Source organism: Chroococcidiopsis sp. [FACHB-1243] (assembly GCF_014696895.1).
Taxonomy (GTDB): Bacteria; Cyanobacteriota; Cyanobacteriia; order Cyanobacteriales; family Chroococcidiopsidaceae; genus Chroococcidiopsis.
In genome coordinates, this window is the sequence record NZ_JACJQX010000014.1 from 134061 (window position 1) to 142246 (window position 8186).

At 42.6% G+C, this 8186-nt stretch carries 9 protein-coding genes; 6 read left to right on the forward strand and 3 right to left on the reverse strand.

Annotated elements, in window-relative coordinates:
• Window positions 1-152: 152 nt before the first annotated feature.
• The gene (locus H6G17_RS12780; protein ID WP_192157628.1) at window positions 153-1112 is read left to right on the forward strand and encodes a PleD family two-component system response regulator; all 960 of its coding nucleotides are present in this window, start codon (window positions 153-155) and stop codon (window positions 1110-1112) included.
• A 50-nt stretch (window positions 1113-1162) separates the two neighbouring features.
• The gene (locus tag H6G17_RS12785) at window positions 1163-1627 is read left to right on the forward strand and encodes a hypothetical protein (protein WP_192157630.1); all 465 of its coding nucleotides are present in this window, start codon (window positions 1163-1165) and stop codon (window positions 1625-1627) included.
• Here the strand turns inward: H6G17_RS12785 and H6G17_RS12790 are convergent.
• The gene (locus H6G17_RS12790; protein WP_192157632.1) at window positions 1548-2315 is read right to left on the reverse strand and encodes a methyltransferase domain-containing protein; all 768 of its coding nucleotides are present in this window, start codon (window positions 2313-2315) and stop codon (window positions 1548-1550) included. The genes H6G17_RS12785 and H6G17_RS12790 overlap by 80 nt on opposite strands.
• Before the next feature lie 679 nt (window positions 2316-2994).
• On the opposite strand from H6G17_RS12790, the gene H6G17_RS12795 reads away from it, so the two are divergent.
• The 4 genes from H6G17_RS12795 (at window position 2995) to H6G17_RS12810 (ending at window position 7478) form a co-directional block, all read left to right on the forward strand.
• Complete coding sequence (locus H6G17_RS12795; protein WP_192157655.1) at window positions 2995-4599, forward strand: NAD(P)H-quinone oxidoreductase subunit 4; 1605 nt, start codon at window positions 2995-2997, stop codon at window positions 4597-4599.
• Between the two features lie 282 nt (window positions 4600-4881).
• Window positions 4882-6183 (forward strand): threonine synthase, encoded by a 1302-nt coding sequence (gene thrC / locus H6G17_RS12800; protein WP_192157634.1) that lies wholly within the window; start codon window positions 4882-4884, stop codon window positions 6181-6183.
• 132 nt (window positions 6184-6315) lie between these two features.
• Window positions 6316-6591 (forward strand): MoaD/ThiS family protein, encoded by a 276-nt coding sequence (locus H6G17_RS12805; protein ID WP_015153385.1) that lies wholly within the window; start codon window positions 6316-6318, stop codon window positions 6589-6591.
• Between the two features lie 140 nt (window positions 6592-6731).
• On the forward strand, window positions 6732-7478 hold the full coding sequence (locus H6G17_RS12810) for a DUF2996 domain-containing protein (protein ID WP_192157636.1): 747 nt from the start codon (window positions 6732-6734) through the stop codon (window positions 7476-7478).
• Window positions 7479-7488: 10 nt separating this feature from the next.
• On the opposite strand, the gene H6G17_RS12815 is transcribed toward H6G17_RS12810, so the two are convergent.
• Complete coding sequence (locus H6G17_RS12815) at window positions 7489-7962, reverse strand: NINE protein (RefSeq protein ID WP_192157638.1); 474 nt, start codon at window positions 7960-7962, stop codon at window positions 7489-7491.
• A 30-nt stretch (window positions 7963-7992) separates the two neighbouring features.
• The coding region (locus tag H6G17_RS33140; RefSeq protein WP_206757158.1) for a hypothetical protein at window positions 7993-8186 on the reverse strand (194 nt) is incomplete at its 5' end.

Sequence of the window (8186 nt, forward strand, 5' to 3'; positions counted from 1 at the left end):
GCTATATTAAATATTAATCAAACCGCTTAATAAATAAATCATAAATAAATAATTAATTAATGTTCGTTTGCAACACTCCTGCTTAAATCTACGATTAATTTTATTTATTCAGAAACGAATTCATTTAAATTAACTATATATATAATACTTTAATGAAAGCTCTAAATACTGGACTGATATTAATTGTGGATGACAATCCGACAAACCTGTCAGTCCTATCGCATACGCTAAAAAGCGCGGGATTTAACATTAGAGTTGCAATGGATGGCGAAAGCGCGATCGAGCTGGTAAATTGCGAGCCACCAGATCTGATATTATTAGATGTCCAGATGGAAGCACTGGATGGATTTGAAACCTGTAGCAGACTCAAAGCAAATCCAGTCACGCAAAAAATCCCAATTATTTTTATCACTGCCTTATCCGATCTGCAAGCTAAAATTAAAGGCTTTGCTGTCGGAGCAGTAGACTATATTACAAAACCATTTTACGAAGCGGAAGTTATCGCTAGAGTGTCAGTACATTTACAATTGAGCTTTTTAACACGCACAGTAACGGAACAAGCGATCGCGCTGCAAAAAGCAAATCAGGAATTACAAAATCTCATCTATATAGATAGCTTGACCCAAATTGCTAATCGTCGTCAATTTGATACTTGTATCGAGAGAGAGTGGCGGCGACTAGCACGGGAGCAAGCACCGCTGGCGTTAATTTTATGTGATGTTGATTACTTTAAAAAATACAACGATTGCTACGGTCATATCGCTGGAGATAGTTGTTTACAGAACATTGCCAAGGCGTTGATGCGTGCTGTAACACGTCCAGCAGATTTAGTCGCAAGATATGGTGGTGAAGAATTCGGGGTTATTTTGCCAAATACCGATACCAAAGGTGCAATTCAAGTCGCCGAACGCATTCAAGCAGAGATAAAACAGCTTCAGATTCTTCATGCTCAGTCTGAAGTGAGTGCATACGTCACTGTATCTTTAGGAATTAGCAGTCAAATTCCGCATCGGGAAATGTCAACTGAAAAATCGATCGCTGCTGCCGATCGCGCTCTCTATTGTGCCAAACAGCAAGGACGTAATACTTATTGTATTTGCGATCGCCTCTAGAAGACTGGCAAGCTAGATAAGAGATCCAAAGAATTTGGTATACCGATACAATGCAACCAAACCAAGCAGAGATTGAGGCAATTCGCGCTCAAATTGCGGCTTTACAGCAAGAATGCACCTCCCTCAGTGCTGAGTCACCAGAAAGTAGCTCTACCCAGACGCAGAAAACAAATGATGACTTAGCACAGCTACTAGAAAGCTTAGCGGCTTTGACAGCGCAACTGCGGCAAAAACGCGCCGAATTCACCGCCTTGCAGGTGCGATCGCAATATCAATCGATCGAGCAACACGTCGAGGAAGGGAGAACGCAAGCTAAAGTTCACGCCGATCGAATCAACGAACTTGCAGGAGAATTAGCCGAAGAAATCCGTGCGCTTAAAGCGATCGCCGATCGAATCAGTCCGAGTTATTGGCAAGTCTACTACAAACCCTTCATCACTGGCTTTCAAACGATTTCAGTCCCTCACGTCCGTTCTGATGGAGACGTGTGGACGATTGTGAATCGCGTGGTTTAGATACAGATTGTAGGGGTGTATCGTAATGCATCTCTACAACCACAGGTAAAGGCTTCTGATAAAAGTTGAATACATGGCGATCGCTACTCTCGGCGACAAGATACTGGCTGGTAGCGAGGGGACTGAAAACAACAGGTTCAAACTGTCGCAAGTTTTGACATTCTTCAATGACAGGGAAAGGTTTGTGTCTGGTGACATCATTCCAGCCAAACACTAACATTCCACCTGGACGCAAGCATTGAAAACATTGTTGAAATGAGATTTCAGTTGCCTCTCTACTATCAATACCGTGTCCGAAGACACCGTTATAAACTATCAAGTCAAAGTAACCAGCGGCAAAATATTGGCTTAAGTTTAATAGCGAGTCAACAACGTGTCGTTTAGAACCGAATTTTTTTCTGTTCTGATTAATTTCAATCGTCCAGTACTCTTTGTTTTTGAAATAGCCATTGTACGGTTTCGTGTACCAGTCGCTACCAACAAATAGGATTTTGTGAAATTCATTACACTTGACGATGTAAGGAATAATTGTATCTTCTAATACGAAGCGATCGGGAGAGTTTAGATAAAAGCTGAAACCCTTCCTTCTAGTGACAGATATTAGAGCTAACCAGCTTTGAATTTGATTCACTAAGGGTTTGGAAAGAGCTAGCTTAGCAAATTCCTTAGCCTGCCTGAGAATACTCATAAATACAATAGCCTTAATTAAAATAATTTTTTGCCAGAAAAGTTTGTAGCCTACTTGACCATCTCATCTATGCCAAAAGTAGCAAATGTGCGATTGAGTTAAGCTGAGATATACCTTCATGACTCAACCTAGCTATCAAATTTTGTCTGATTTAAAAAGTAGTATAAAAAGTTTTTAAAAAAATTGGAAGGCTCTAAATTTGACGAGTAGAAACAAGCGATCTCATTCACTGACTAAAATCGCTTTATTTTAGCAAGTCGATGACTTATTTGCTCAGTAGATAAACTGTGTTCAAAATTACTTTAAATATTTTGTGTAACTGTCTAAAATTTCATTTATCAAGGAAAAATGAAGTATAAAAAATATCATTTTATTTCTGTTGAATAACCTATTTATAGACTTTGATTTACGTTTAATACTGAAGACTACTCAGTGTAAATGTAGCGACGAGTAACTTGGTAATTTGTCTTTGTCGCTTCTTCTGGTGTGCGAGTTGCTCAATGATAGTATTTCTCAGTACTGGCGTATATCTTTAAGTATTTCTTTATACTGAAAACAGGCGTAAGTATTTTTACCGTAAAAGTTAAAGATTTCCGTAAAGTAGGTAAAATCCCCTTTGCAAATCTTTACTTATCTTAATAAAATAGAAGGCATAGATAGTAAGCATTTATTCTCAGCCATGTTTCCCGAACAAGTCCCTTGGCTAAGCATCATCACCCTACTACCGCTAGTAGCTAGCCTAGCCATTCCGTTGATTCCAGACTCTAAAGGCATTGTTCGCTGGTATGCTCTCGGAGTCGGAATCGCAGATTTCTGCATCATGCTCTATGCCTTTTGGCAGCATTTTGATTTACAAAACTCAACATATCAACTCGTTGAAAGCTATGCTTGGATTCCCCAAATTGCTTTAAACTGGTCGCTTGCCGTTGACGGGCTATCCATGCCTCTGGTATTGCTAGCAGGTTTTATCACCACAATGGCAACTTTGGCAGCGTGGAACGTGACAAATAAGCCACGCTTGTTCTACTTCCTGATCTTGGTCATGTACAGCGCCCAAATTGGCGTGTTTGTTGCCCAAGATATATTGATGTTCTTCTTAATGTGGGAAATCGAACTAGTCCCTGTATACTTGCTGATCTCCATTTGGGGAGGACAAAAGCGGCGCTACGCTGCTACTAAGTTTATTCTTTATACTGCTACTGCTTCTATATTTATTCTGATTTCTGGTTTAGCAATAGCTTTCTACGGGGATACAGTCACGTTCGATTTGACTGCTCTGGGGCTGAAACACTATCCTAAAGTCCTAGCGATGCTAGCCTATGCTGGATTCTTCGTCGCCTTCGCTGTTAAATTGCCAGTATTCCCTTTACACACTTGGCTACCAGATGCTCACAGTGAAGCATCTGCCCCAATTTCAATGATTTTGGCTGGGGTATTGCTAAAGATGGGTGGTTATGCCCTCATCCGCTTTAATATCGAACTGCTACCCGATGCCCACGTTTACTTTGCACCAGTCTTGGCAATATTGGGGGTAGTTAACATTATTTACGGTGCTTTTGCTGCCTTCGGTCAAGGTAATCTCAAGCGGCGACTCGCTTATTCTTCCATAGCCCACATGGGTTTTGTCCTGATTGGGATTGCTTCCTACACTGATTTAGGCATTGGCGGCGCAGTATTGCAAATGGTTTCTCACGGTTTAATTGCCGCTTGCTTATTCTTCCTATCAGGAGTAGCTTACGATCGCACCCATACTTTAATCATGGAAAAGATGGGGGGGATGGCGAAAGCAATGCCCAAAGTCTTTGCTTTATTCACTGCCGCTTCAATGGCTTCTTTAGCTTTACCCGGAATGAGCGGATTTGTGGGTGAGTTGACAATATTCCTCGGCATCACCACCAGTGACGCTTACAGTTCTGCGTTCAAAACTGTTGTCGTGTTCCTCGCGGCTGTTGGTTTAATTCTGACTCCGATTTACTTGCTGTCCATGTTGCGGCAAGTCTTCTATGGAAAAGAAAATCAGGAATTGGCATTCGAGTCATATTTAGGCGATGCTAGACCGAGAGAAGTTGCGATCGCCATGTGTCTGCTAGTTCCCATCGTCGGCATTGGCTTGTATCCTAAAATTGCCACTCAAACTTTTGATGTCAAGACAGTAGCAGTCGCCAGCCAAGTTCATACCGCACTATCTACCGTGGTAGCACAGCAGCCCAAGACTCCTCTATATTCTCGCCTGCTGGCTGCACCTCAGTTAGCCGTGACTCAGACATCAAATCTGGCTGAATAGTCATTTGTCAATTCTTTGTATTTATCTGTAGGGTGCATTAGTTACTAACGCACCCTACATTTTTGTATCTCCAGATGATGATAGCGGTTTTCAATTGGAGCAATACACGTTACTGTAGGGGCGCACAGCTGTGCGCCCCTACAAAGGTCATTCACACAATCGAGAATTGCTATGAGAGCGAAATCGATATAAAACCCGACAAAAAAAGTCGGGTATATTTGACTCACTATATACACCGTGTTAGTATCAACCGAAGTTGACGGACAATCGAGGGAATGACTAATGACTCAGGCGATCGCAAACCAAACCAAGACAAACGCCACGTTTAGAGCCTTGAAATGTAAAGAATGTGGTGCTGAGTACGAACTACAAGCAATGCACGTTTGCGAATATTGCTTTGGTCCATTGGAAGTTGCTTACGATTACAACGTTCTGCGCGATACCGTCACTCGCGAAAGCATTCAAAAAGGACCCCACTCAATTTGGCGCTATCGTCCTTTTTTACCTGTTGCTACCGATAACCCAATAGATGTCGGGACTGGGTTAACACCCCTAGTGCGTACCAATCGCCTAGCGCGTCGCCTCGGACTGAAAAAGCTTTACATCAAAAACGATGCTGTCAACATGCCTACCCTGAGCTTTAAGGATCGGGTGGTATCGGTTGCCTTGACTCGTGCTAGGGAGCTAGGTTTTACGACAGTATCTTGTGCGAGTACGGGGAATTTAGCTAATTCTACCGCTGCGATCGCCGCTCATGCAGGGTTAGATTGCTGCGTCTTTATCCCCGCCGATTTAGAAGCAGGTAAGGTTTTAGGAACTTTGATCTACAGCCCTACTGTAATGGCAGTACAAGGTAACTACGATCAAGTTAACCGCCTCTGTTCTGAAGTGGCAAATACATACGGTTGGGGATTTGTCAATATCAATTTGCGCCCCTATTACTCCGAAGGTTCCAAGACTTTAGGTTATGAAGTTGCAGAACAACTCGGTTGGGAACTCCCAGACCACGTAGTTGCGCCTCTAGCTTCTGGCTCCCTGTTCACCAAAATCTACAAAGGCTTCCAAGAATTTACCGAAGTTGGCTTGGTAGAAGGTAAGCACGTCAGATTCAGCGGCGCGCAAGCCGACGGATGTTCGCCGATTGCCCAAGCTTATCGGGAAAACAGAGATTTTATCAAACCAGTAAAACCGAGTACGATTGCTAAATCAATTGCGATCGGTAATCCCGCTGATGGTGTCTATGCCTTAGATATTGCACGTAAGACTAACGGTAATATTGAATCAGTCAGCGATCCTGAAATTATCGAAGGAATCAAATTACTAGCAGAAACCGAAGGCATCTTTACCGAAACCGCAGGTGGAACCACGATCGCCGTGTTGAAAAAACTAGTAGAAGCAGGTAAAATCGACCCCGAAGAAACAACCGTTGCTTACATCACTGGAAATGGCTTGAAGACACAAGAAGCCGTCCAAGGATATGCAGGCGAACCCCTAACAATTGAGCCAAAACTCGATAGCTTTGAAAGAGCATTAGAGCGTTCTCGCACCCTCGAACGACTTGATTGGCAACAAGTTTTGGTCTAATTTTAGATTTTGAATTTTTGATTTTAGATTGGTAGTAATGGGTCATTAGTAGTCGGTAGTTGGTGATTCATCAGCACCGACTCCCGACTCCCGACTCCCGACTCCCGACTCCCGACTCCCGACTCCCGAAACATGGCTATCAAAGTACTAATTCCGACTGCATTGCAAAAGTTCACCAACAATCAAGCTACTTATGAGGGTAGCGGTAATAGCGTCTCCGAGCTGATTGAATCTCTGGAACAGGGTTTTCCTGGGATTAAGTCCCGTTTGTGTGACGAACAGGGACAACCGCGTCGTTTCTTGAATCTATACGTCAATAGCGAAGATATACGTTTTTTGGATGGTATAGATACACCTTTAAAAGAAGGTGATGAAGTGAGTATCGTCCCTGCGGTAGCTGGCGGTTAATTCAGTTATCAGTTGTCAATTGTCAGTTATCAGTAGAGACGTTACATGTAACGTCTCTACTATCATGTCACAATGTTCTTAAGGAAAAACTTATAAAGCGATCGCTCTTATACCTAATAGATCGAGGAATGAGTTGAGCAATGGCAGAAGAAAATCAGAATCCAGAACAGGCTCCAGCAGGCGAAACGGCAGGCGAAAACGCGCCACCCAGCACTGTAGACAAACAAGCTCCTGATGTCGTTGCAGAAAATCTTAAAACGACTTCTGACCCAGAAGCTTCAGAGATTCCTACTGCCAACGCACCAGTTCCAGAAGAGAATCTAGTGGCGAACACGGACGAGGCGAAGGAAAAAGGCACGGCGACAGCAGAAGCTCCAAACGAAACTGACCAGCAAGCAAAAGCAGCTGACAAACCAGGTTCCAAAAAACCTGACGCATCACCCAAAGCCGATAAGCCAGCCGCAGCCAAAGCAGCAGGTGATAAACCTGCCGCTAAAGCTAAGAAAGAAAAAGGTCCAACAGTCGAAGATAAGCCATTTACTGAATTCATCCAACAAGACTACATCCCAGCAATTGAGAAAGCTTTAAAAGCTCAAGGAGTCGTGGATGTAGACTTAACGCTTACCAAGCAAAAAATTCCTGTAGTTGGTTTAGAGCAGCAAGAGTGCTGGCAAATTGTTGGCAAGTGGCAAAATGTCTCGCGACAATTTAACCTTTATTTCCCTGATGAAGATATTCAAGGAAAGAAATATTTCTCTTGCAATGAAGGTTCTCGACCTAGCACGATGGAACATTTCTTGGGTGACGAACGCAAAATGACACTCGACCTCTTAATGTGGGGAATCATCCAACGGTTGAACGGTCAGAAGTGGCTGTCACTGAATTAAACTGACTTGGCTAAATTCCTAAAATCCGATAGATAACCATTCCTGTTTTGGGATGGTTATCTATATGTGCGTGACCAGATTTAACTAACTGTTTCAAAATAGCTTCTACTTCAGCCAAGTTAGCTCCTGTATCCAATACTGCTTGAGTGGCAGAGATTGTACCACCTCTGTTACGGGCAGATTTGAGAATTTTCTGCATCAGCTTGTTATAAGCTGGATCGTTAACCACTGCTGTAACTTGACCAGAAAGAGGTACGCCGTTTGGTGACAAGCCAAGTTTAGCTTTTAGCTTGAGGTCGCGTTCCTCAACCATGTCTGGAATTAAGAATAAATCTACAAATTGACCGATACCAAAAAAACCTAAAGTAAAAAGCCACAATAGTCCTGTAACAATCTTGCCATTGTATAAACGATGTACTCCTCCGACACCCAAAAACCAAGCGGCGCAGAGAACATAAGATGTTGCAAGGCGTTTAGTATTCATATTGATTCAAATATCGATAATTATTTAACCTTATATAGTTTTCCCATACATAAGGTGAATATTTGATTTTTGAACGAATACGTAGTAGTAGGGTGCATTAGCGTTCAGCGTAACGCACCCTACTGGTGTGGCAAGGCTAAAATAGTGCATTAAAATCAGCTGTTTCTTCGGTGACAAAAATCGGATAAAGATGTTTAAGTTTGACGCGAGCATCTTCAGTAGTA